Source organism: Streptomyces sp. NPDC002520 (assembly GCF_053595235.1).
On sequence record NZ_JBSFXG010000020.1, the window covers coordinates 31885 to 55006 of the forward strand.

General features: G+C 72.3%; 22 protein-coding genes. 10 read left to right on the forward strand and 12 right to left on the reverse strand.

Going from position 1 to position 23122, the window contains the following annotated elements; genetic code table 11:
• Positions 1-100 precede the first annotated feature (100 nt).
• Both ACWD5D_RS25775 and ACWD5D_RS25780 read left to right on the forward strand, forming a co-directional pair.
• Positions 101-391: a hypothetical protein gene (locus tag ACWD5D_RS25775; protein WP_451375112.1), complete on the forward strand. Its 291-nt coding sequence runs from the start codon at positions 101-103 to the stop codon at positions 389-391.
• On the forward strand, positions 379-699 hold the full coding sequence (locus ACWD5D_RS25780; protein WP_451375113.1) for a hypothetical protein: 321 nt from the start codon (positions 379-381) through the stop codon (positions 697-699). The genes ACWD5D_RS25775 and ACWD5D_RS25780 overlap by 13 nt, the downstream gene beginning before the upstream one ends.
• Before the next feature lie 12 nt (positions 700-711).
• Here ACWD5D_RS25780 and ACWD5D_RS25785 read toward each other — a convergent pair whose 3' ends face one another.
• The 3 genes from ACWD5D_RS25785 to ACWD5D_RS25795 are packed head-to-tail and all read right to left on the reverse strand — an operon-like array spanning position 712 to position 2061.
• Entirely contained in the window at positions 712-894 is a 183-nt protein-coding gene (locus tag ACWD5D_RS25785; RefSeq protein WP_451375114.1) for a hypothetical protein, read from the reverse strand.
• A complete protein-coding gene (locus ACWD5D_RS25790) occupies positions 894-1670 on the reverse strand; it encodes an SDR family NAD(P)-dependent oxidoreductase (RefSeq protein WP_451375115.1) in 777 nt (258 codons plus the stop codon). Before ACWD5D_RS25790 ends, ACWD5D_RS25785 begins: the two co-directional genes overlap by 1 nt.
• A gap of 52 nt (positions 1671-1722) precedes the next feature.
• Positions 1723-2061 carry a YnfA family protein gene (locus ACWD5D_RS25795; protein ID WP_451375116.1) on the reverse strand — a complete coding sequence of 113 codons (339 nt, stop codon included), beginning with the start codon at positions 2059-2061 and terminating at the stop codon, positions 1723-1725.
• 248 nt (positions 2062-2309) lie between these two features.
• On the opposite strand from ACWD5D_RS25795, the gene ACWD5D_RS25800 reads away from it, so the two are divergent.
• The 6 genes from ACWD5D_RS25800 (at position 2310) to ACWD5D_RS25825 (ending at position 7545) form a co-directional block, all read left to right on the forward strand.
• The gene (locus ACWD5D_RS25800; protein ID WP_451375117.1) at positions 2310-2786 is read left to right on the forward strand and encodes a hypothetical protein; all 477 of its coding nucleotides are present in this window, start codon (positions 2310-2312) and stop codon (positions 2784-2786) included.
• Positions 2787-2861: 75 nt separating this feature from the next.
• Positions 2862-3341 (forward strand): MarR family winged helix-turn-helix transcriptional regulator, encoded by a 480-nt coding sequence (locus ACWD5D_RS25805; RefSeq protein WP_451375118.1) that lies wholly within the window; start codon positions 2862-2864, stop codon positions 3339-3341.
• Between the two features lie 120 nt (positions 3342-3461).
• Positions 3462-4628, forward strand: coding sequence for an LLM class flavin-dependent oxidoreductase (locus tag ACWD5D_RS25810; protein WP_451375119.1), 1167 nt, complete (start codon positions 3462-3464; stop codon positions 4626-4628).
• Positions 4625-5248: an FMN reductase gene (locus tag ACWD5D_RS25815; RefSeq protein WP_451375120.1), complete on the forward strand. Its 624-nt coding sequence runs from the start codon at positions 4625-4627 to the stop codon at positions 5246-5248. Before ACWD5D_RS25810 ends, ACWD5D_RS25815 begins: the two co-directional genes overlap by 4 nt.
• Before the next feature lie 150 nt (positions 5249-5398).
• Positions 5399-6133, forward strand: coding sequence for a response regulator transcription factor (locus tag ACWD5D_RS25820; protein WP_451375121.1), 735 nt, complete (start codon positions 5399-5401; stop codon positions 6131-6133).
• Positions 6133-7545 carry a HAMP domain-containing sensor histidine kinase gene (locus tag ACWD5D_RS25825; protein ID WP_451375122.1) on the forward strand — a complete coding sequence of 471 codons (1413 nt, stop codon included), beginning with the start codon at positions 6133-6135 and terminating at the stop codon, positions 7543-7545. The genes ACWD5D_RS25820 and ACWD5D_RS25825 overlap by 1 nt, the downstream gene beginning before the upstream one ends.
• A gap of 224 nt (positions 7546-7769) precedes the next feature.
• On the opposite strand, the gene ACWD5D_RS25830 is transcribed toward ACWD5D_RS25825, so the two are convergent.
• From ACWD5D_RS25830 to pstC, 9 genes are all read right to left on the reverse strand, one after another.
• Complete coding sequence (locus ACWD5D_RS25830) at positions 7770-9560, reverse strand: phosphatidylglycerol lysyltransferase domain-containing protein (protein WP_451375123.1); 1791 nt, start codon at positions 9558-9560, stop codon at positions 7770-7772.
• A 97-nt stretch (positions 9561-9657) separates the two neighbouring features.
• Complete coding sequence (locus ACWD5D_RS25835) at positions 9658-9969, reverse strand: hypothetical protein (RefSeq protein WP_451375124.1); 312 nt, start codon at positions 9967-9969, stop codon at positions 9658-9660.
• A 263-nt stretch (positions 9970-10232) separates the two neighbouring features.
• Positions 10233-11057, reverse strand: coding sequence for a phosphate ABC transporter ATP-binding protein PstB (gene pstB, locus ACWD5D_RS25840; RefSeq protein WP_451375125.1), 825 nt, complete (start codon positions 11055-11057; stop codon positions 10233-10235).
• A gap of 34 nt (positions 11058-11091) precedes the next feature.
• A complete protein-coding gene (locus ACWD5D_RS25845; RefSeq protein WP_451375126.1) occupies positions 11092-12000 on the reverse strand; it encodes a sortase in 909 nt (302 codons plus the stop codon).
• A gap of 69 nt (positions 12001-12069) precedes the next feature.
• On the reverse strand, positions 12070-14067 hold the full coding sequence (locus ACWD5D_RS25850) for an Ig-like domain repeat protein (protein ID WP_451375127.1): 1998 nt from the start codon (positions 14065-14067) through the stop codon (positions 12070-12072).
• Positions 14068-14221: 154 nt separating this feature from the next.
• On the reverse strand, positions 14222-16879 hold the full coding sequence (locus tag ACWD5D_RS25855) for a hypothetical protein (protein ID WP_451375128.1): 2658 nt from the start codon (positions 16877-16879) through the stop codon (positions 14222-14224).
• A complete protein-coding gene (locus ACWD5D_RS25860) occupies positions 16876-18555 on the reverse strand; it encodes a phosphate ABC transporter substrate-binding protein PstS (RefSeq protein ID WP_451375129.1) in 1680 nt (559 codons plus the stop codon). Before ACWD5D_RS25860 ends, ACWD5D_RS25855 begins: the two co-directional genes overlap by 4 nt.
• Entirely contained in the window at positions 18555-19838 is a 1284-nt protein-coding gene (gene pstA, locus ACWD5D_RS25865; RefSeq protein ID WP_451375130.1) for a phosphate ABC transporter permease PstA, read from the reverse strand. Before pstA ends, ACWD5D_RS25860 begins: the two co-directional genes overlap by 1 nt.
• A gap of 1 nt (position 19839) precedes the next feature.
• Positions 19840-20898: a phosphate ABC transporter permease subunit PstC gene (gene pstC, locus ACWD5D_RS25870; RefSeq protein WP_451375131.1), complete on the reverse strand. Its 1059-nt coding sequence runs from the start codon at positions 20896-20898 to the stop codon at positions 19840-19842.
• Positions 20899-21239: 341 nt separating this feature from the next.
• On the opposite strand from pstC, the gene ACWD5D_RS25875 reads away from it, so the two are divergent.
• Positions 21240-22277, forward strand: a complete 1038-nt coding sequence (locus ACWD5D_RS25875) for an ABC transporter ATP-binding protein (protein ID WP_451375132.1) — start codon at positions 21240-21242, stop codon at positions 22275-22277.
• Complete coding sequence (locus ACWD5D_RS25880; protein ID WP_451375133.1) at positions 22274-23119, forward strand: ABC transporter permease; 846 nt, start codon at positions 22274-22276, stop codon at positions 23117-23119. Before ACWD5D_RS25875 ends, ACWD5D_RS25880 begins: the two co-directional genes overlap by 4 nt.
• The last annotated feature ends 3 nt before the right edge of the window (positions 23120-23122 follow it).

The window sequence follows — 23122 nt, forward strand, 5'->3', positions numbered from 1 at the left end:
GGCGTCGGGGGCTTCGTTCAGCCGGTCAATCGGAACCGGACGGGCCCCGTGGGCTGTCTCCCTTCTCGTCGGGAGACCGTGCGACGGGGAGGGGCAGTCGATGATGCGTCGTAGGCGTGCGGGGGTCTGGGCCGCCGGGCTGGTGGTGGTGGTCGTGGGGGGCCTGCTCGCGGGGTGTTCGCAGAGCTACAACGACGAGCGGGGCAAGGGGGACGCCCCGGTGCAGGGGCGGTCCGGGGACAACACCCCGGCCGAGGTCTTCAACATGCCGGACGGGTTCGGGAACCTCGCCACCAAGTGTGTGGGGCACGGGTTCCGGGCGTACGTGACGACCAATGCCACCGGGCCCTCCAACGTGCAGATCGTCGAGGACAAGGCGTGCGCGGGCTGAGCGCGCGCGTCGCCGTGGCGGCCCTGGCCGCGGTGTGCGCCGTGCTGCTGCTCGGCGGCTGTTCGCGGCAGCACTACGAGGAGCGCGGGAAGGCGGACGCGCCGGTGCGGGGCCGGGCGGGGGAGAACAGCCCGGCCGAGGTCTACAACTTCCCGGACGGGTTCGGGAACCTCGCGACCAAGTGCGTCGGCGAGGGCAAGCGGGGATACGCCACCACGAAGTACGTCCGCCAGGAGGACGAGGACGACGTCGTGGTCATCCCCGCCCAGGCGGTGATCGTCGACGACCCGGAGTGCCGGGCGCCCTGACCGCGGCGCGGCTCACTTCGCGTGGCGCACCGCGTAGATCATCACGAACGCCACGAAGTGGATGCCGAAGAGGAAGTACGCCAGGAAGTACCAGACCTGGCGTTCGTTCTTCGTCTCCTGCGCCAGCCGCCGCTTCTCCAGGGACTCCTCGGACGGCCTCTCCGCAGCTGCCTCCGGGGAGTGCTCGTGCGGCATCACAGCTCCCTGTGCACCTTCGTGTTGGAGGCCTGGGCGCGCGGGCGCAGTACCAGGAGGTCCACGTTGACGTGGCTGGGGCGGGTGACCGCCCAGGTGATCGTCTCGGCCACGTCGTCGGCGGTGAGGGGCTCGGCCACGCCCTCGTAGACCTTGGCGGCCCTGTCGGTGTCGCCGCCGAAGCGGGTCAGGGCGAACCCCTCGGTCCGGACCATGCCGGGCGCGATCTCGACGACACGGACCGGTGTGCCGACGATCTCCAGGCGCAGGGTCTCGGCGAGGACGTGGGCGCCGTGCTTGGCGGCGACATAGCCGCCGCCGCCCTCGTAGGTGCCGTGGCCGGCGGTGGAGGAGACCACGACCACCACGCCGTCGCCGCTCGCCTCCAGCTTGGGGAGCAGGGCCTGGGTGAGGTTGAGGGTGCCGATGACGTTCGTCTCGTACATCGTGCGCCAGTCGGCCGGGTCGCCGGTGGCCACCGGGTCGGCGCCGAGGGCTCCGCCGGCGTTGTTGACCAGGACGCCGATCGTCGTGAAGGCCGACGCGAACTCGTCCACCGCCGCGCGGTCGGTCACGTCCAGCGGGTACGCCGTGGCCGAGTGGCCCGCCGCGTTGATCTCCTTCGCCAGCGCCTCGATGCGGTCCTCGCGGCGGGCGGTGAGGACGACGCGGTAGCCGGCCGCGGCGAGCTGTCGGGCCGTGGCGGCGCCGATGCCGCTGCTCGCACCGGTGACGACGGCGATGCGGGAGGCGCCGGACGGGGCGGCGGTGGCCATGGGCTGCTCCTGGGGTGCGTCTGTGGCGGGCTCGGTCCAGCCTAGGCGAGGGTCAGGCGTTGCCTCGCGGCGCCCACATGATCACGGCCATCCCGGCGAGGCAGATCAGCGCGCCCGCGATGTCCCAGCGGTCGGGGCGGTACCCGTCGGCGACCACGCCCCACAGGATGGAGCCGGCCACGAAGATCCCGCCGTACGCGGCGAGGATGCGGCCGAAGTGGGCGTCCGGCTGGAAGGTGGCGACGAATCCGTACGCGCCGAGGGAGAGGACCCCGCCGACCGCCCACAGCCAGCCCCGGTGCTCGCGGACGCCCTGCCAGATCAGCCATGCGCCGCCGATCTCGAAGATCGCGGCGACGACGAAGAGGGCGGCGGAGCGCAGGATCGACATGGGCGCAGCTTCGCACGTGGGTCTCGGGGGGCGGGATTCGGGTTCGGACCCAGGTGTCACCTGTTGGAAGGCGCCTGGTGGGCGGAGCGCGTGGCATATATCCGTACAGGTGTGACGTGAGGGACGAGAGGTGTGCAGCCGCGACGGATGCGGCGACACGGCATGGGCATGCGGCATGCGGCATGCGGCGAGTGGCGAGGGGTGTGCGGATCGTGCGGAGTCGGCGGAGCGTACGGAGTCGGTGGAGCGTGGGAGTCGTGCGGATGAGGGCGTGGGTGGTGCCGGTGGTGTGCGCGGGTGCCGTGCTCGGGGCGGGCGGGTCCGTGTGGGCCGTGTCCGGGCCCAGGGGCGACCTGTCCTTTCACGGCAGCGCCGTGCTGAACGGGGACCTGATGGAGGTACGGCTCACCCCGCGCAACAACGGGCCGACGGCCGTACCGGACGCGAGTGTGCGGTTGACCTGGTCGGTGCCGCTGGCCGAGCGGCAGCGGTTGCCGGCGGGGTGTGCGCGGACGGACGATCGGTCGGTGGTGTGCGCGACGGGGGCGCTGGCCGTGGGCGGGGTGGGGAAGCGGATCCGGGTGCCGGTCCGGCTGAAGGGGCGGCCGGACGAGGTGACGGTGGAGGTGGAGACCGCCTGGGCCGGGGGCGTGGTGGACGCTGACCGGTCCGACGACCGGCTGGCGGTGCTCGTGCTGGACACGGGGGACGCGTACTCCTTCTGACGTCCCTGGCCTCCGGGGGCGGCGGCGACGGCGTCGTACGATCTCTGCATCACGCAGACGAAAGGGGAGTGCGGCATGGCCGGGAACGGGACCGCGAGGTCCAGGCTGCTGGCGGAGCTGGACGTGGTCTCCCGTCGGTACATGGCCTCGTACGCCCTGTTCAACCAGGCCGTCGCGGACCGGATCGGGCTGCATCCCACGGATCTGCAGTGCCTGAACCTGCTCACGCTGGAGCGGGAGCCGGTCACGACGGGCCGGGTCGCGGAGCTGACGGGGCTGACGACGGGGTCGGCGACCCGGCTGGTGGACCGGCTGGAGCGGGCCGGGTACGTCGTACGGCGGCGGGACGAGGCGGACCGGCGGCGGGTGCTGGTGGTGACCGTGCCGGAGAAGATCGCCGAGTTCGGGCGGATGTGGGACGGCCTCGCCGGTGACTGGTCGAGGATCTTCGACGACCTGGACGACACCGAGCTGGCCGTGATCGTCCGGCACATGGCGCGGACCGTGGAGTTCGGCGGGGAGCAGATCGCCCGGCTCCGGGAGGGGCGGGTGTAGGCCTGGTCCAGGCGCCGTCACGTCTCTCGGAAAAGAACTGAAGAACTCGGGAATAGCCCGGACCGGGTCACCGTTCGAAGGGTATAGTTGAACGGTCAACAACCTGGAGGGTGAGCGACCATGCAGTTCGGGATCTTCAGCGTCGGTGATGTCACGCAGGACCCCACCACGGGGCGGACGCCGACCGAGCGTGAGCGGATCAAGGCCATGGTCGCCATCGCCCGGAAGGCGGAGGAGGTCGGCCTGGACGTCTTCGCGATGGGTGAGCACCACAACCCGCCGTTCGTGCCGTCGTCCCCGACCACGATGCTCGGCTACATCGCCGCGCAGACGGAGAAGCTGACCCTCTCCACGTCCACGACGCTGATCACCACCAACGACCCGGTGAAGATCGCGGAGGACTACGCGATGCTCCAGCACCTGGCCGACGGCCGGGTGGACCTGATGATGGGCCGCGGCAACACCGGGCCGGTCTACCCCTGGTTCGGTCAGGACATCCGCGAGGGCATCAACCTCGCCGTCGAGAACTACGCCCTGCTGCGCCGGCTGTGGCGCGAGGACGTCGTCGACTGGGAGGGCAAGTTCCGCACCCCGCTGCAGGGCTTCACCTCCACGCCGCGTCCGATGGACGACGTGCCGCCGTTCGTCTGGCACGGCTCCATCCGCTCCCCTGAGATCGCGGAGCAGGCCGCGTACTACGGCGACGGCTTCTTCCACAACAACATCTTCTGGCCGGCCGAGCACACCAAGCGGATGGTCGAGTTCTACCGGAAGCGGTTCGCCCACTACGGGCACGGCACCCCGGAGCAGGCGATCGTCGGCCTCGGCGGCCAGGTGTTCATGCGGAAGAACTCCCAGGACGCGGTGCGCGAGTTCCGGCCGTACTTCGACAACGCGCCGGTGTACGGGCACGGGCCCTCGCTGGAGGACTTCACCGAGCAGACCCCGCTGACCGTCGGGTCCCCGCAGCAGGTGATCGAGAAGACGCTGGCCTTCCGCGAGTACGCCGGTGACTACCAGCGCCAGCTGTTCCTGATGGACCACGCGGGACTCCCGCTGAAGACCGTGCTGGAGCAGCTCGACATGCTCGGCGAGGAGGTCGTGCCGGTCCTGCGCGAGGAGTTCGCGAAGGGCCGTCCGGCGAACGTGCCGGAGGCGCCGACCCACGCCTCGCTGCTGGCCCGGAAGAACGAGAGCGACAAGGCGGACAAGGCGGACAAGACCGCCAAGAACAACGAGATCGACAAGAGCGACGAGAAGGTCGAGAACGAGGTGAGCGCCGCATGAAGCTCGTCGTCGTGTCCGCGGGGCTGAGCGTCCCCTCCTCCACCCGGCTGCTGGCCGACCGGCTGGCCGCCGCCGTGGAGCACCGGACGCCCGTGGACGTCCAGGTCGTCGAGCTGCGCGACCTCGCGGTCGAGATCGCGCAGAACTTCACCAACGGCTTCCCCGGACGCAAGCTGGCGGCGGCGCTGGACGCGGTGACCGAGGCGGACGGACTGATCGCCGTGACGCCCGTGTTCACCGCGTCGTACAGCGGACTGTTCAAGTCGTTCTTCGACGTGCTGGACAAGGACGCGCTGGCGGGCAAGCCGGTGCTGATCGCCGCCACGGGCGGTTCGGCCCGGCACTCGCTGGTCCTCGAACACGCGCTGCGTCCGCTCTTCACGTACCTGCGGGCCGTGGTCGTCCCCACCGCGGTGTACGCCGCCTCGGAGGACTGGGGCGCGGAGGGGCTGCCGGAGCGGGTCGAGCGGGCCGCCGGGGAGCTGTCCGCGCTGATGACGGGGCTCTCGGGCGCCCGTCCGGGCCCGGCCGGAAAGGAGCGGGCGGACCGCGTCGAGGTCGACGACTTTACCGTGGTCCCGTTCGCGGACCAGCTCGCCGCCCTACGGCCCGCGGGGTGACCCTGCGGCCCGCGGGGTGAGAGGACAGGGTGAGAAGACGGTAGGGGCGGGCGGCCGGTTGTCTGTGTGACGGTTAGAGGCCGGTAAAAAGGGTGATCGTAGGCCCGCTCGACCCGGTCGAACCGTCGCAGGTCTTGGCAGACTGGAGGCGTGCCCCAGACTGTGCTGCTCGCCGAAGACGACCGTGCCATCCGTCATGCCCTGGAGCGTGCCCTGACCCTGGAGGGGTACGAGGTGACGGCGGTCGCCGACGGCATCGAGGCGCTCGCCCAGGCCCACAAGACCCCGCCGGACGTGCTCGTGCTCGACGTGATGATGCCGGGCATCGACGGGCTCCAGGTCTGCAGGGTGCTGCGGGCCGAGGGCGACCGCACCCCGGTCCTGATGCTCACCGCCCTCGTGGAGACCGCCGACCGCATCGCGGGCCTGGACGCCGGCGCCGACGACTACGTGGTCAAGCCCTTCGACGTCGAGGAGGTCTTCGCGCGGCTGCGTGCGCTGCTGCGCCGTACCAGCCCGGTGCCCGCGGGCGCCGGCGGCGCGGGCAGCGGCGGCGACGCCGGGCGGGACGTGCAGGTCTCGGACCGGCAGGTGGAGGCCGCCGGGGTCCGCATGGACCTCCAGGCCCGCCGGGCCTGGCGCGGCAAGCGCGAGCTGGAGCTGACCCGCACCGAGTTCGAGCTGCTGGAGCTGCTGGTGCGCAACGCGGAGATCGTGCTCGACCACTCGACGATCTACGACCGCATCTGGGGCTACGACTTCGGCCCCGGCTCCAAGAACCTCGCCGTCTACGTCGGGTACCTGCGCCGCAAACTGGACGAGCCCGACGCCCCGCAGCTGATCCACACCGTGCGGGGCGTGGGTTACGTGCTGCGGGAGGAGTAGTGGGCCGCTCCCGGCGGCCGGGGGCCTGGTCCCGGCCCAAGCTGGTCTCCCTCACCACCACCTTCGCGGTGTCCTTCGCGGCCGTCACCGCCGCCGTCACGATCCTCGTCGGCATCCTGTCGTACGGCTCGGCCGCACGGCTGGTCCGGGTCGACCAGCAGTCGATATTCACGCAGGTCGTGCAGGACGTACGGGACGAGGTGCGCCAGCACGAGATGGTCCCGGAGGACTTCTCCTCCTCCCGGCCCGGCCATGACCTGGTGCGGCCCGCCCGCACCGACGTTCAGGTGCTGGGCGCGATGGGGCAGGTCATCGACCACGGCAGCCCGGCGCTGCCCGTCACCTCCCGGGACCGGGGGGTGGCCACCGCGCAAGCGGCCGGGAAGGTGGTCGAGCACAAGGACGTACGGGTCGGGGAGGACCTGTTCCGCGTCGCCACCGTCTCGCTCGGGGACGGCAAGGGCGCGGTGCAGGTGGCGCAGGAGTTCAGCGACACCGAGGATCTGCTGCGCGCCCTTCAGCAGCGGACGCTGATCCTGATGGCGGCGGTCGTGGTCGCGGCCGGGCTGTTCGGATGGTGGCTGGCGCGCCGGATCACCCGGCGCCTGGTGATGCTGACCTCCGCCGCCGAGGTCGTCGCCCGCACCCGCCGGCTCGGCATCGAGGTGCCGGTCGCCGGTCTTGACGAGGTCGGACGGCTCGGGCGGGCCTTCGACCGCATGCTGGGGCGGCTCGCGCAGTCGGAGGAGGACCAGCGGCGGCTGGTGCAGGACGCGGGGCACGAGCTGCGGACGCCGCTCACGTCGCTGCGGACGAACATCTCCCTGCTGCGGCGCATCGACGAGCTGCCGCCCGACGCGCGTGACGAGCTGGTCGCCGACCTCGGCCAGGAGGCCCGTGAGCTGACCGACCTCGTCAACGAGCTGGTCGATCTCGCCGCGGGGGAGTCGGACACCGAGCCGCCGCAGCGGGTGGACGTCGCCGAGGTCGCCGAGGACGTGGTGGGGCTCGCGCGGCGGCGCACCGGGCGGGAGATCGTACTGCGGGCGAGCGGTGACACGAGCACCGAAGGGCGGCCGGGGATGCTGCAGCGGGCGATCTCGAACCTGGTCGAGAACGCGGCGAAGTTCGATCGGGACGCGAAGGCGCCGATCGAGGTCAACATCACCGGGCCGGCGCGGTCGGGGACGGTGCGGGTGGAGGTGCTGGACCGGGGGCCGGGTATCGCCGAGGGCGATCTCATCCGGATCTTCGACCGCTTCTACCGGGCCGCCGACGCGCGGTCCCTGCCGGGGTCGGGGCTCGGTCTGTCCATCGTCCGCGAGGTCGCCATGGCGCACGCTGGTGCGCCGTTCGCCTATCGGCGGGAGGGCGGCGGGGCGGTGATCGGGTTCACGGTCGGGGGCGGGTAGCCGCGCTGCCTTGGCGGGGTTTTCCCACCCGCCCGGCCCGTGCCGGTTTCGTTGCCGGGTGCGGGTGGCCCTTTTGGGGGTGCTCGCCGTCGGCGGCTTGCGGTGGTCTGTTCGGGGGTTTTCCCACCCGCACCACCCGTGCGGGTGCGTGGGCGGGTGCGGGTGGCCCCTGTGTGGGTTCTCGCCGTCGGGGGCTTGCGGGTTGTCGCCCCCGGGATGCGAGGTCAGGGGGATTTCGGGGTGCGGCGGGGGAGGGCCGGGGGGGTGAGGAAGCCTTCGGCCCGGGCGCTGGCCAGGCCGATGCGGGGGATGTCGGCGGTCTTGGCGAAGAGGAGGAAGCGGGGTTCCCACACGGGGCGGTACTTGGCGTTGGCCCGGTAGAGGGACTCGATCTGCCACCAGCGTGAGAAGAAGGTGAGGATCGAGCGCCAGAGGCGGAGGACGGGGCCCGCGCCGAGGCGGGAGCCGCGTTCGAAGACCGAGCGGAACATCGCGAAGTTCAGGGACACCCGGCGCACCTTCAGCTCCTCGGCGCGCAGGAGGAGTTCCACGACCATGTACTCCATCAGACCGTTCTCGCAGCCCCGGTCGCGGCGCATCAGGTCGAGGGAGAGGCCGTTCTCGCCCCAGGGGACGAAGCTGAGCAGGGCCCGGGGGACGCCGTCCCCGTCGCGGCACTCCAGCATCATGCAGCGGCCGTCCGCCGGGTCGCCGAGGCGGCCCAGGGCCATGGAGAAGCCGCGCTCGGTGGCGCCGTCGCGCCAGTGGTCGGCGCGGTCGACGAGGAGGGCCATCTCGTCGTCGGGGATGTCCTCGTGGCGGCGGATGCGGACGGAGTAGCCGGCTCGCCGCACGCGCTTGTGGGCCTGGCGGACCACGCGCATCGCCCGGCCCTCCAGGGTGAAGTCGGCGAGGTCGACGATCGCCTCGTCACCGAGTTCCAGGGCGTCCAGGCCGTGCCGGGCGTAGATCGTGCCCGCCTCCTCGCTCGCGCCCATGACCGCCGGGGTCCAGGCGTGCCGGCGGGCCTCCGCCAGCCACGCGTCGACGGCGCCGGGCCACGCCTCGGGGTCGCCGATCGGGTCGCCCGAGGCCAGGCTGACGCCGCCGACGACGCGGTAGGTGATGGCCGCCTTGCCGCTGGGCGAGAACATGACGGCCTTGTCCCGGCGCAGCGCGAAGTAGCCGAGGGAGTCCCGCTCGCCGTGCCGGTCGAGGAGGCCGCGCAGCCGCTGCTCGTCCTCCTCGGAGAGCAGGGACTCGCCGCGCGGGGCCCGGAAGCAGGCGTAGAGGACCAGGAGGAAGGTCGCGGCGATCAGGACGTTGACGATCACGTCCGCCCAGCGCGGGGCGTGGACGGCGGAAACCCGGTCGGCGAGCGGGCCGACGCTGATGCCGCGCAGCAGGGTGTAGGCGATCTCGTCCCACAGGCCGGCGCCGGTGAGTCTGTTCGTGAAGTGCACCAGCAGCACGCCGAGCGTGGCGCTGATCAGCGAGCCGCCCGCGCCGGCGGCGAGCGCGAGGCGCCAGTTGGAGCGGTCGCCGATGGCGTCGAACTCGCGCCGGCCCACCAGCAGGGCGAGCACGAACAGGCCGGTGAGGGCGGCGGAGAGCCAGTTGAAGACGTGCTCGCCGTAGGAGGAGCGGGTCAGGGCGAGGGCGTAGAGGCAGAACAGCGGGCCGGCGAGGAGCAGGTTGAAGACCCAGGCCGCACGCTTGCGGCGGCGCATCACCACCGCGAGGAACAGCGCGAGCGCCGCGGAGACCAGACCGGCGGTGGCCAGGTACGGGGTGAAGAACTCGCCCACATTGTGCTCGTGCACCTCCTCGCGGAAGGGCAGGGAGAGGACCGCGACGATGTTGAGCACGGCCATCAGCCGCAGGTACCAGACGGTCGCCGCCGCCGCCCGTCTGCGCAGCGGGCCGGTGTCGGCCGGCAGGAACGGGACCTGGGGGCGGGGCTTGCGTTGCGTGCGAGCCTGTGGGGAGATCAGGGTCGAACCTCGAGCGGGCATGGTGGCGGGCACCTTGGGGGAGGGGACGGGGCCACAGAAACCCTACAGCTTGTAGGGTGCTGCGGATACGGTCGTGCAGGAGCCGCGAGGGACGGCCTCATCCGGAGCGATCCGTACCGCATCCGGAGCGATCCGTACCGCGCCGGGCCGCCGCGATCATCCATGCCAGGTTGCCGACCGCCGCCCCGGCCGCGACCACGGCGACGATCACCCCGCCGGTGGCCAGCCCGTCGCTGAACAGGTGCGGGCGCCGGGCGAGCGCGGTGAGCCCGAAGCCGCACAGCTCGTACACGCCGATGGCGGCGATGATCAGGCTGCCGACCAGCAGGGTCAGCGTGGGCGTGAGGCTGCGCACGTCGACTCCCGCCGACGGGCTCGGCTCGGCCGTCCCCGTTTCCGTGTCCTGCATGCGTCCCCCGTTGAGCTGACGTGTGGCCGATGGCGGTTCGGAACCTACAGTACGTAGGGTCCTGCTGGGCCGGCCTGGGTGGACGTGAGCGCGGCCCCCTCCATGATGGCCGACGTACGAGATCGGCCGTGCGGGGCGCGCTGGTGGGGACACGTGCGGGCCGTCGGCAGCCGACGTCGTGAGTGCCGGACTCCGGCGGCCCGCGAGGAATGTCTCAGGCGAGGAATGTCTCAGTCGGGGGAATGTCTCGGTCGGGGAACGCCTCAGCCGAAGCGGCCCGCCACGTAGTCCGCCGTGCGCTGGTCCACGGGGGCGTTGAAGACCTGCTCGGTGGGGCCGTGCTCGACGATCGCGCCGGGGGTTCCCTGTTCGGCGAGGAAGAAGGCGCAACTGTCGGACACGCGGGCCGCCTGCTGCATGTTGTGGGTGACGATGACGATCGTGACCTGGCCGGCGAGCTCGTGGATGGTCTCCTCGACCCGGCGGGTGGACGTCGGGTCGAGCGCCGAGCACGGCTCGTCCATGAGGAGGACGCGGGGTCGTACGGCCAGCGCGCGGGCGATGCACAGGCGCTGCTGCTGGCCCCCGGAGAGCGCGCCGCCGGGCTTGCGGAGCCGGTCGCGGACCTCCTTCCACAGGCCGGCGCGGGTCAGCGACTCCTCCACCAGCACGTCCTTCTCGCGGCGGCTCGTCCGGGTGCCGGTCAGCCTGAGGCCCGCCACCACGTTGTCGTAGATCGACATCGCGGGGAACGGGTTGGGCTTCTGGAAGACCATGCCGATCTTCCGGCGGGCGTCGGTCAGCCGGCGCTCGGGGGCGTAGATGTCCTCGCCCTCGAAGAGCACCTCGCCGCCGAAGGCCGCGCCGGGGATCAGCTCGTGCATGCGGTTGAGGGTGCGCAGGAACGTCGACTTGCCGCAGCCGGAGGGGCCGATCAGGGCCGACACCCGGCCCGCGGGCATGGTCAGCGAGACCTGGCTGAGCACCTGGTGGCTACCGAACCAGGCGGAGACGGCCCGGGCATCCAGGGTGGCGGGCGCGGCGCCGGGGACGGCGCTCGCGACGGGCAGTACGGCGGTGTCGGTCATGGTGGCCACCTCGGGGTCCGGCGGGTCGGAAGGGTTACAGCAGGTTCGGGAGCAGCTCGGTGGTGCGCGTGGCCACCTGGAGGCCGAGCACGGCGACGACCGGCGCGAAGACGATCCACGTCTGGTGGCGGCCCCAGCGGTGCCAGGCCCACACGGCGGCGACGGAGGCGAGGAGCAGCGCCTGGAGCCACAGCACCAGCGGCCACGGCACCCCGGAGGGGCGGGCCAGCGGCTCCTCGGACTCCGGCAGGGTGCCGGCGCGGATGACCGCCGCCGGGGTCTGGAAGGGCGCCGAGATCAGGTCGGCGTCCACGCGCAGGACACCGGACGGCATGAAGCGGGGGCCGGTCGCGGTGACCAGCACCAGGCGGCCCTTGCCCGCGGCCGGCGGCACGGGCGCCCGGTCACCGGCCCGCCGTACGTCGAGGACCTGGTACTTGGCCTTGCCCTGCCCGGTGGTCACGGTGAAGGTGTCGCCCTCGGCGAGGGCGGACAGATGCCCGAACGGGGCGCCGTACGCGGCCGCCCTGCCCATCAGGACGCTGGTGCCGGCCTGTCCGGGCATCGGGGTGTCCCGGCGGTGGCCGGGGCCGTCGGTCATGACGGACGAGTCGGTGCCCTCCAGCACGACCTGGCTCAGACCGAGGGCCGGTACGTCGACGATCGCCAGCGGGGTGCCCGGCGCGAGCAGTTTGCCGTCCGGGCCGGTCTGGGCCACGGGCGCGGTGCCCAGGGCGAGCTGGGAGCGCAGTTCGTCGAACGCGGCGTGCTGCGTGCTGTGCTGCTGGATGCCGCTGACGAGCAGCAGCTGGGCGGTGATGCCGAGCAGCAGCGCGGCGAGGCTGAGCAGGGCGCCGCGGGCCAGGTGGCGGACGGCGGTGACGCCGTCCACGCGGATGCGCGGCGCGGCCGGTGCGAGCGTGGTCGGTGCGGCGACGGTCACGGCGGCCCGCCTCCTTCGGTGTGGGGGGCTGCCGGGGAGACGGTGCTCTCTCCCCGGCAGCCGGGCGGGTCAGGTGGACTTGATGGTGAAGCCGGCGCCGGACTTCGAGGAGACCGTCGACGAGCCGGCGTAGAACGCGTGCAGGGTGTGCTTGCCACGGCTCAGCTTGGGCAGGGTGATGGTCACCTTGCCGCCGCTCAGCGTGCCGGTGGCGATCACCTTCGTGCCCTCGTAGACGCGGACGGTGCCGGTCGGGGTGGTGCCGGTGGCCGTCACCTTGACCGTGACCTTCGCCTTCGCCGTGTGGCTGACGGAGGAGGGCGCGGTGGTGCTGACGGACGGCGTCGCCTTGGTGATCTTCAGGGAGACCTTGGCCGAGGACGCGTTGAGCTTGGCGGTGCCGCCGTAGGAGACGGACAGCGTGTGCGTGGCGACCTTGAGGTGGTTCGACAGGCCGAGGGTGACCTTGCCGGACGCGTCCAGGGTGCCGGTGCCGAGGACCGTGGAGCCCTCCTTCACCGTGACCTTGCCGGTGGGGGCCACGCCGTGCGAGCCCTTGACGGTGACGGCGACCTTCGGGGTCTTGCCGTACGCGGTCGTGGCGGCGGTCGCCGTGGTGGTGCTGGCGAACTTCACCGTGCCGGACCAGTTGGCCGGGGTGCCCTGGCCGTTGAGGTTGGCGCCGGCCACGGAGGCGGAGTAGCTGCCGACGGCCAGGTTCGTGAAGGTGTACGAGGTGGCGTTGGCCGGGACGTCCTTGACGCCGACGACACCGCCGTCCGGACCGGTGAGCGTGATCCGGTAGTCGGTGAGCGGCAGAGCGGTCCGGGCCGGGGCGGTCCAGGACAGCTTCAGGCTCGCGTCGCCCACGGTGGCCTTCAGGGTGGGCGCGGCGGGCGTGGAGGCGTCCGCGGAGGAGCCCTCCAGGCCGCCCAGCTTGGCGTGCCTGGCCAGGCTGACGGAGCCGTTGTACGGCTCGTTGACGAAGCCGAAGTCGGCGATGACTTTCTCGGCGGCGTCGGAGGCCAGCGCGGCGGTGTGGCTGCCGCTGGTGACGAAGACGTCGTAGAGGTCCTTGTCGAAGAAGATGCTGGTCGGGTCGATCGCCCGGGACGGCACGACGTTGTAGACGTCGCGGCCGAAGGTGGCGTTCTCGTAGTAGGCGTTGACCGGGGCGAGCTTGCCGTTCACCGTCGTCACCGGGACGGTGTCGCCGGTGTCGCCGGGCAGCCGCACGGCCGCGAGGTGGGCGCCGGCCGCCGCCGCGTCCTTGCTGTAGTCGGGGGCGACGTCGTTGTTCTGGGCGATCCAGCTGCCGACCGAGAACGGCACGAGCGTGCTGTCCTCGGTGAGCGCCGAGTCGGCCTGGTTCTCCTGGACGGTCGGGATGGTCGGGTCGACGTCGCTGTCGTTCAGACCGATCGCGTTCAGGAAGAACTTGCGGGTGCCGGAGTTGGCCTGCGGGATGCGCGGGTGTACGACGACGCCGTTCACCTTGTGGTCGGAACCGGCGGCGTACACGTCGTGCAGCTGCTGCACCGTCAGCTTGTCCAGACCCGTGCCGCGCACCGCGACGCCGACCGCGTCCCGCGCGAACGGGATGTAGGTGAGCGCGTTGCCGGAGGAGCTGGGGCCGCCGGAGGAACGGGCGAAGTCGACCTGGCCCTTGATGGCGACGCCGTTGGAGTCCGCCCACTTGTCGCCGGTGAGCGACGCGGTCAGGGCCTTGCGGCCCGCGCCGGAGCCGTTCGGGCGGGCGAACTCGGGGCCGCCCGAGCGGGTGGTGATCTTCGACGTGGTCGAGCCGGTGCCCGGCTCGATCGCGTCGTAGGAGGCGACGCCCGCGCCGCTCGCCGACTTCACGGCGCTCGCGGCGTAGCTCTTGCCGTTGACGGTGTCGCCGGCCAGGGCGTTGAGCACGTCCTGCGTGGTGTCGGAGCCCACGCCGACCAGCTTGCGGAAGGTGCCGGCGGGGGTGGGGTCGGCGTACGCCGGGCTCGACAGAGCCAGGCCGCCCGCCACCACGGCGGCGGCGACGAGAGCCGCCGTTGAGCGCGTTCTGCGCATCGAGAGTCTCCTGACGGTAGTGCTTCGAGTGCGGGAGAGGGATCTGGCAGGGTGGTACGGGCCGTCCGCCCCGACTGCCTTTCGGGGCGGGCGGCCGTCTGTGGGGGAGCCTTTCGGCTCCGGGAGGGGCAGCCCCTGAGGGCGCGGGGCTGCGTCAGTCCGCGGCTTCGCCGCCTGGGCGCGGCCGGCCATGACGCGCCCACAGGCGGCGCAGCGCCGGGCCGGCGGAGCCGAGCCTCCGCCGCCCGCCGCCCGCGAAGGGCGCGCCCGCTCCGGCGACCGCGCCGAGCGCGGCACCGACCGGTACGGCGTACCGCAGCGGGTTGGCCGGGTCGGCGGGGGTGTCTCCGGCGGCCGTGGTCTGCACGGCCTTTCCGCCGCCGAAGGACGCGGCGGGGCTGGGCTTGCCGCTCGCGCCGCCGGTCCCGCCCGCCGCGCCGCCGTCCGGCGCACCGCCCGTGGTGCTGCCGCCCGAGCCGGCGCCGTCGGCACCGGTGCCGCCGACGCTGCCGCCGCTCGTGGTGCCGCCCGAGCCGGTGCCGCCGGAGGGGCCGGGGCCGGTGTAGTGCAGGAGGGCGTCGGCGGCGGCGCTGGTGCGGGCGCGCAGGGCCCTCGACAGCGGGGCGTACCCGGCGGGCAGCCGGCCCGGCTCGGCGCCGGAGACCTGCCCCGCGGCCGCCGCGTACTTCAGCAGCGTCGCGTAGTCCGCGCGGGCGTCCGCCTTCAGCGCGCCGGGCCGTACGGCCGCGTACACCAGCTGGGCCAGCGGGTAGGCGCCCTTGGCCCTGGCGTTCTGCGGGGTGATCTCGGCGACGTCCTTGCCGGCGGCGGTCCTCGCCGCCGCGGTCAGGGACGTGGTGGTGGGAGCGACGAAGTTGCCCGCGGTGTTGCGCAGCGCGGCGCTCTGCAGCCCGTAACGGGCGGCGGAGGCCGCGTCGGTGACGGTGATCACGAACCGGGAGCCGACCGTCTGCGGGCCGGGACTCTTGTAGGCGGGCGGGCTCGCCAGCGGGTCCCAGTACGACCTCCACAGGACGTCCGCGCGCCGGGCGTGCAGGGCGCCGGCGTGCATGTCGTCCACGTACGGACGGAAGTCGATCATGCACTGCTTGGCGGTCTCGGGGGCGCCGGTACCGGGCGGGACCGTGCACCAGGGGTCGCTCTTCGGGTAGTCGTCCACGTGCGCGGGGTCGAAGGCCAGACCGGCGGGGTTCAGTTCGGTGTTGGTGCTGTAGTACGGGTTGACCCGCATGCCCCAGTCGTCGGAGACGCCCGAGAGGAACTGCCGGGCCTCCTTGTCGGAGACGATCCACTGCCACAGGGCGCGGGCGGTGTCGCTGTGCCCGAGCGAGGTCATCAGGTCGGTGTCGGTGGCCGGGGTCTCGGCGACCGAGAGATACGCGAACTCGGGGTTGAGCGAGATGAACTCGGGGTCGCTGGCGAGACCCGCCGGGTTGTTCCGCGCCCACTTGTAGCCCTTGGCCACCTTGTCGCCGATCACCGAGCCCCAGGTGGAGTTCCGGTACGACTCCGTCAGCAGCTTGGCCAGCAGCCGCGGCGTCAGCTTGATCGACTTGACCTTGGTGCCCGCGAGCCGGTTCGTCTTCTCCGGTGCTCCGGCCTTGGGTCTGCGTTCGATGGTGAAGCCGATGACGGTGCCGGTGAGCGCCACGGGTGCGTACGTGGTCGTCCCGGAGGGTGCGCTCGAGCCGTAGTCGGCGCCCAGGGCGCGGGTGGTGAAGCCCAGCCCCATGGAGCCGTCGTTGCCGAGCCGGCTGCGGGTGTCGGGCTCGCCCATCTCCGTGTAGCCGTACACCTTGCCGCTCGGGCACAGGGCGGCCTGCCAGCTGGTCATGGCGTCGGCGGCCAGCTCGCTGCCGGTGGTGGGACGCTCGCTCGCGCCGAGCGCGCAGTTGGTGCCGACCTGGTTGAAGTGCAGCGGGATCGCGATGCGGTTCTTCCAGTTGGTGGAGGACACCGGGGAGCCCGCGTTGACCTGGCTGTGGTCGGCGTACGGCTTGCCGTCGAGGTCGAGGTGGCCCTGCGGGACGATCACCAGCCAGCAGGAGCGGGGCGTCTTGGCGCCGCCCGTGGTGACGGGGGCGCCGCAGCCCAGGTGCGGGGCCTCGTTGGCGGTCTGGACCTCGAAGTACTCCTGGCCGGAGCCGTCCGCTCCGGTGCGGGCGAAGTCGACCTCGTTGGTGGTGTTGCGGTTGAAGTAGGGGTTGTTCTGGGTGTTGGTGGTGACCCACTGGCCGTCGACGGTCTTGAAGGGGACCTCGGCCGGCACGCCCGGGTTGGCGGCGCCGTAGCGGTCGTCCTGGCCGTAGTTGGTCGGATCGGCGCTGTAGAAGACCTGGCGGGTGTCGTCCAGCATGTTGCCCGGCCAGCTCCCCCGGTCGGTGGTCGGCGAGGCGCCGTACTGGCACTGGGTGCGCGGCGGGCCGGGGTTGTCCGGGACGGTGTGGTCGTCGTCGCCCCAGCACTGCATGATCTGCACGAAGTCGGTGTTGAACAGTGTGCCGGCGAACGTGGTCGGGGTGCCGCCCTGCCAGGTGACCTGGATGGCCTGGCTGGTGAGGCGGCTGGTCTGGCTGACCGTGAACTTCATGTCCTTGAACTCGCCCCGCCCCGACACGGTGACGGCCGAGTCGGCGGGGGCGGCGCTGGCGGTGGGGGCGGCGCTGGCGGTGGGGGCCGCCTGGGCGACGGCGAGGCCCGCGAGGGCGCCGGCGGCGGCGCCGGCGAGCAGCCGGACCAGCGCGCGGCGTATCGGTCCGCGTCCTGGTCCGCGTATCGGTCCGCGTGTCATCGCTGCCCACCTTCCGTGGAGCGGTCCTGGGAGCGGGAGCCCACCAGGCGGGAGACCGTCGAGGGCAGCAGGAGCAGTCCGAGCACCAGCAAGGCGGCCAGCAGCATCAGCGTCTGGGTGGCGGTCCAGCCGTGTCCGGCGGCGACGGCGACGGGCTGGGCCAGGGCGACCGTGCCACCGGTGGCCGTACCGCCCGCGCCCGAGCCGCCGCCGGCGGAGGCGGTGCCCGGCGCGAGGGTCTGCCCGGTGTCCGGGTCGACGGACGGGCCGCCGCCCGCGGGGCCGCCCGTGCCGCTGCCGGTGCCGCCGGAGCCGGAGGCGCCGCCGCTCGTGGAGCCGCCGGCCGAGGCACCGCCGCTCGAACCACCGCTGCCGCCGTCCGGCCTGGCGCCGCCGCTGCCCGTGGTGCAGGGCGGGGCGCCCTTCCTGTCACAGGGCTTCGGGTAGGGCGCGGTCTCGGCGAGCCGGTTGCGGCCGGAGGTGGTGAAGGTCGGGTTGTTGCAGCGGCGGATGTTGATGTTCTGCGCCTGCACGCCCGGGATACGGCGGATCTGGTCGAAGCCCGCCTGCACCAGGTTGATCGGCAGCGGCGAGTAGCCGAGCTGGGGCGCCTGCTGCTGGCCCTGGCACATGAAGTAGTACGAGAACGCGCCCAGCGTCTTGCCCTTGACCTTGGTGAAGGTGCCCTGCACCTTCAGCGGCAGGATCATGTACGAGTAGCTGGACAGCGGGTAGTTGCGCCGGTCGGTGTCGTTGTAGACGCCGTCGAGCTGCTGGGTGAGGTAGTCCGGTGAGCTCTTGTTCGTGTTGATCCGCGCCTTGAGCAGCGAGACCGCGACGTTCTGCGGGGTCGGCTCGGTGTAGTAGCCCGCGTGGTTGAGGACCTTGGCGACCGGGTAGTGCGCGTTGAGCGCGTAGGAGTAGTTGACGTACCCGATCGCGCCCTCGCCGTAGTTCTGGGCGACGTAGCCGGCCACGCCCAGGTCGCCGGACTGGGCGATCATCCCGGAAGTGGGCGGGTAGTTCGAGGTCTGGCCGCAGGCGCCCGAGCGGCCGACCTTGCGGCAGTAGGCCTGCCACAGGGACTTGTGCTGGTTGGCCATCCACAGCGTGAACTGGGCGGTGGAGCCGGAGCCGTCGGAGCGGACGACCGGCACGATGGCGCGGTGCGGCAGCTGGAGGCCGGGGTTGTCGGCCCGGATCGCCGGGTCGTCCCAGCTCTTGACGACCCCGGTGAAGATCTTCGTGACGACGTCGCCGGACAGACGGAGGTTGTCGACCCGCTTGCCGTTGACGGTCAGGTGGTACATGAACACGGTGCCGCCGGCCACGATCGGCATGTAGGCGTACGAGCCCGGTGCGGGGCGCTCGGCGGCGGAGCCGTCGGTGGGGTGGGTCTGGAAGGGGATGTCGGAGACCGCGAAGTCGACGGTGCCGCTCAGGAACTGGCGGCGGCCGTCGGAGGAGCCGGCGCCGGCGTAGCTGATGCGCATGCCGTACTGGTTCACCGCGCGGCGCCACTCGTCCACGGCGTTCTCGGCCCAGGTGGAGCCCGCGCCGGCGATGGGGGTGTAGCTGTCGGCGGCGGCGGGGGTGGCCGCGGTACTGGCGAGGATGCCGAGCAGTGCGGCCAGGATGCCCAGCCGTCGTAGGGCGGTCGTGATGTGGCTGAGCATCAGTTGTCGTCTCCGTCAGGGGCGTTTTCGGATGCGGGGTGTCGGTCCTCCGGGGAGGCTTCCGGTGCCTTGTCGAACAAGGTCAGGCCCGGTGCGTGCAGGTCAGCGAACCGCTGCGCGTCCCGGCGGGACGCGCGCAGCGCCCTGCGCGCCTGCCGCTTGCTCTGGTGGCCGGGGCCCCGGCCACCGATGACGCGGGCGATCGCGAAGAGGACCAGGACGAGGGCCATCAGGACGGCCGCCGCGCCGAAGCCGCGGGCGATCATCGCCGGCTGGGGCGACTTGACGAAGTTGAAGACGGCCAGGGGCAGGGAGACCATCGGGCCGCTGGTGGGGTCGGCGTTCAGCGAGGCCGTGTAGCCGGCGGTGAGCAGGACCGGCGAGGTCTCGCCGATGCCGCGGGCGGTGCCGAGGATGACGGCCGTGGCGAGGCCCGAGCGGGCGGTGGGCAGGACCACGTGCCACACCGTCCGCCAGCGCGGGGCGCCCAGCGCCTCCGCCGCCTCCGTCAGCGTGCCCGGCACCAGCCGCAGCACCACGTCGGCCGCCCGGATCACGATCGGCAGCATCATCACGCTGATCGCGAAGCCCGCCGCGAGGCCCGACTTCTGCATGCCCAGACCGAGGATCCAGACGGCGTACACCATCAGGCCCGCCACGATCGAGGGCAGCGCGGTCATCGCCTCGACGATCGTGCGCACGAACCGGGAGAAGCGGCCCGGGATCTGGTTCAGGTACACCGCGCAGGCCAGGCCCAGCGGGACCGTGATCGCCAGGGCGATGGAGATCATGATGAGGGTGCCGAGCATGGCGTGCGCGATGCCGCCGTGGGTGAGCGGGTCGAGCGGGCCCGCCTCCTGCATGTCCTGGGTGAAGAAGTTGCCGTGCGGCAGCGCCTCGCGCCCCCGCCAGGCGGTGAAGCCGACGACCAGGGCGAGGGCGACGAACAGCAGCGTGGCCGCGCTCCACAGGACGACCGTCATCACCCGGTCCCGTACCGCCTGACCGTCCTCCTCCAGGCCGGTGAGGACGCCGTAGACGAGGAGGAAGACGAGGTAGGCCGTGACCGTGAAGCCCAACCCGCCCGAGAACGGGGCGAGTTCGCCGAACAGGAGCACGGCCGTGCACAGTCCGGAGGCGACGGCGCCGGTCAGGGCCAGCACGCCCGAGCGGGTGGGGCCGCCGATCCGGCGGGGGACGTCGGGGAGTCCGGGCGCGGGCCGCGCGCTCCCCGCGGCCTCCTCGGCGGCGTCTCGTACGGCGTTGTCTTCCACGACGGTCATCTCAGGCCTCGCTCTGGGCGCCGGACCGGGAGCGGGCCACGATCGACGACGCGGTGAAGTTGACCGCCAGGGTCAGCAGGAACAGCGTCAGACCCGCCGCCATCAGCGCCGACATGCCGAAGTCGGAGGCGTCGCCGTAGTGCAGGGCGATCAGGGAGGAGACGGAGTTCGTGCCTGTCTGCAGGATGTGCGGCTGGATGGCGAAGACCGGCGAGATGATCAGGTAGACGGCGATGGTCTCGCCGAGCGCCCGCCCGAGCCCCAGCATGGTCCCGCCGATGATCCCGCCCTTGCCGTACGGCAGGACGACCGAGCGGATCATCCCCCAGCGGGTCGCGCCGAGGGCGTACGCGCCCTCCCGCTCACCGGCCGGGGCCTGCGCGAACACCTCGCGCATCACCGAGCACTGGATCGGCGCCACCATCAGCGCCACGACCAGGCCGGCGATGAACGCCGACGCGGTGTACACGCTCTCGGAGGCCAGCGGCTCGCCGGGCTGGGTGCCGTCCACCTTCAGGAACGGGATCCAGCCGAACCAGTCGGAGAGCCACCGCGACAGGCCGATCACGTGCTGCTGGAGGAAGAAGAGCCCCCACAGCCCGTACACCACCGACGGTACGGCCGCCATCAGGTCGACCATGGTCACGAGCGTGCGCCGCAGCGGGCGCGGTGCCACGTCGGAGATGAACAGCGCCGTGCCGACGGCCAGCGGCACGGAGATCGTCACGGCGACGGCGGCGATGAGCAGCGTCCCGGTGAGGACGGCCGCGACGCCGAAGTTGTGGACGTCCGGCTGCCATTGCGCGGTCGTGAGGAAGCGGAACCCTCTGACCCGCAGCGCCTGCCCGGCCCGGAGCAGCAGGAACAGGCCAACTCCGGCCATGATGGCGAGGACCGCGACGCCGGTGGCCGTCAACTGGTAACGGAAGATGCGGTCCCCGATGCCGCGGGCGGCGAACGCCCTTCGCGGCGACGGCCGTTGGGGATCTTCGAAGTTACCGGGTCCCGGTCTGCCGGGCCCCTCTACCGCGGACACCACGTATGGCCCCCCATGGGACATGCAGCGACATGTGCGGGAACGGCGTCCCCGCGAGGGGAGAGTCAATGGCTGGATGCTGTCGCTTCCGGGCGCCGTAGACGCCGCGTAGATGAATGGTCCATGTCATTTCGGTGCGCAGGATGTGTGTGTATTGGCCACGGTTCGGTCGTGGCGGCCGATCCGGTCGCTCCGCGCCTCCGCCGCCCGACTCCCGGCCCTCGGACCCCCGTGTCGTACCGCGGTACCACTCGCTCGGCGGGATTCGACCCCCGGTACCACGGAATCGGGGCGAATCGGACTCTAGCGTGGTCGGTGAGGCGTCAGAGACGACGGACGCCCGGGTCCGAGAGAAAGCGACGCGCATGATCGACGCACGGCAACTGACGAAGCGGTACGGGGAGAAGACGGCGGTCGACGGGCTGGATTTCGTCGTGAAGCCGGGCAGTGTCACCGGTTTCCTCGGGCCGAACGGTGCGGGGAAGTCCACCACCATGCGGATGATCGTCGGTCTCGACGCCCCGACGAGCGGCACCGTCACCGTCAACGGCCGGCGCTACGCCCGCCACCGGGCCCCGCTCCAGGAGGTCGGCGCGCTGCTGGAGGCCAAGTCCGTCCACCCGGGCCGCTCGGCCCACCAGCACCTGCGAGGGCTCGCCCTGACCCACGGCATCCCGCGCCGCCGGGTCGACGAGGTCATCGAGCTGGCCGGTCTCGGCAGCGTGGCCAGGAAGCGGGCCGGAGCCTTCTCCCTCGGCATGGGCCAGCGGCTCGGCATCGCGGCGGCCCTGCTGGGCGACCCGCAGACGGTGATGCTCGACGAGCCCGTCAACGGGCTGGACCCCGAGGGCGTGCTCTGGATCCGCAACCTGCTGACCTCGCTCGCGGCGCAGGGGCGGACCGTGTTCGTCTCCTCGCATCTGATGAGCGAGGTCGCGCAGGTGGCCGACCACCTGATCGTCGTGGGACGCGGGCGGCTGCTCGCCGACACCACCGTCAGCGAACTGGTCCGCGAGGCGGGCGGCGACGCGGTGACCGTGGCGACCGACGACCCGGCACGGCTGCGGGACGTCCTGGCCGGACCCGGCGTCGACGTCACCGGCCGGGTCGGCTCCGAGGAGCTGCAGGTGACCGGCCTGACCGCCCGCGAGGTCGGCCTCAAGGCCGCCGAGCACGGCATCCCGCTGTTCGAACTGACCACGCGGACGGTCTCCCTGGAACAGGCCTTCATGGACCTGACCCGGGAGGCCGTGGAGTACCACGGCACGACGTCCGCCACGACGGCCGACGCCGGAACCGGTACGACGCCCGGCACCGGGCCCGCTGCGACGGCCGCCGGCGAGACCGAGCCCGGCACCGAGCCCGGCACCGAGAACCTCGAGACCGCCGGGAGGCCGGCATGAGCACCCTCAGCGCGACCGCCGAAGCACCCCGCACGGCGTCGTCCCCCGACCGCCCCGTCTACCGCGTGACCGGACGGCGCGTGCTGGCCTCCGAGTGGGCGAAGCTCTGGTCGCTGCGCTCGACCTGGATCACGCTGGGCCTCGGCCTGCTGTTCCTCGTCGCTTTCGGGCTGATCGCCGCGACCCGCTTCAAGTCCCAGTACGGCTCCGCCCGCATGGACCCGGACTTCGCCCGCGCGACCGCCGTGAGCCTGTCCCTCTTCGGCACCAACTTCGCCCAGCTCGCCCTCGGCGTCCTCGGCGTCCTGGTCACCGCGGGCGAGTACTCCACCGGCCTGATCCGCTCCACCCTGGCGGCCGTACCGCGCCGGCTGCCCGTGCTGTGGTCGAAGGCAGCCGTGTTCGGACTGGTCGCGCTGGTCGTCGGCACCGTCGGCGCCTGGGTCGCCTTCCTGGCCGGCAGCCGGATCGTCTCCGGCACCCCCGCCGCGCTGGACCTCACGCACGAAGGCGTCGTACGCAGCCTGTTCGGGGCCGGACTCTACCTCGGTCTGGTCGGTGTCATCGGCACCGCACTGGGAGCGCTGCTGCGCTCGGTGGCCGGCGGCATCTCGCTCCTGGTCGCCGCCTTCATGCTCATCCCCGGACTGACCACCCTGCTGCCCAGCTCGTGGCAGGACGACATCAGCCCCTACCTGCCCAGCCACGCCGGCGAGTCCCTGTTCGCCCTCACCCACGACGCCACCACCCTCTCCCCCCTGGCCGGGCTGCTGGTCTTCCTCGGCTGGACGGGCCTCGCGCTCGCGGGCGCGGCGTACCGGCTGGTGCGGAGTGACGCCTGAACG